General features: G+C 56.5%; 1 protein-coding gene. It reads right to left on the bottom strand.

The genetic code is table 11. The features are described 5' to 3' along the window. On the bottom strand, positions 1-517 hold a 517-nt coding region (locus tag AB4Z23_RS28195; protein WP_441361272.1), incomplete at both ends, for a hypothetical protein.

The raw sequence follows: 517 nt of genomic DNA, 5'->3' as shown, positions 1-517 counted from the left end.
GAATATCCAGGGACCGTCCATCGCTCTCCCCTGTGATTGTCGAGGACCAGAGCACAATACCGGTTCTAGCATCGACCAACTGCCAATGCAGCCCAAGACCTTCGGCCTCTGCGCCAACCTCGCTCGTGACAACATATACGTTACGCAGGCTCGTGATATCAGCCGCGTAGCTATTGGCTTCGGCAAAGTCGCTGGCCCTGACAACGCTGTTCACATCATAAAATGACATAGCGCTCGAGAGACGAACGGGGAAGCCGCGAGCGAACGTGATCGTACGCTCGTCGTCGGTCAGTGCCGTTGTCGCCTGGATGAGAATGATGGGAGGCTGGCGGGATTGAGTGGCGTGCCCAAAAAGCAGCGACAATCCCAGAAGCAGGGCTAAAACGGCGAGTGAAACGCCTGCGGCGATATAGGCCAGAAAATGGCGAACCGTTTTCTCAATGTTACCGGCCTCAACGCCAATTGAAGGTGCCGTTCTGGAAACTGGCTCGACGTCGTGCGATTTGTTGTCCGGGGC

It is taken from the genome of Agrobacterium sp. MCAB5 (assembly GCF_052114365.1).
Taxonomy (GTDB): Bacteria; Pseudomonadota; Alphaproteobacteria; order Rhizobiales; family Rhizobiaceae; genus Agrobacterium; species Agrobacterium tumefaciens.
This window is presented reverse-complemented; position numbering and strand designations above follow the sequence as displayed.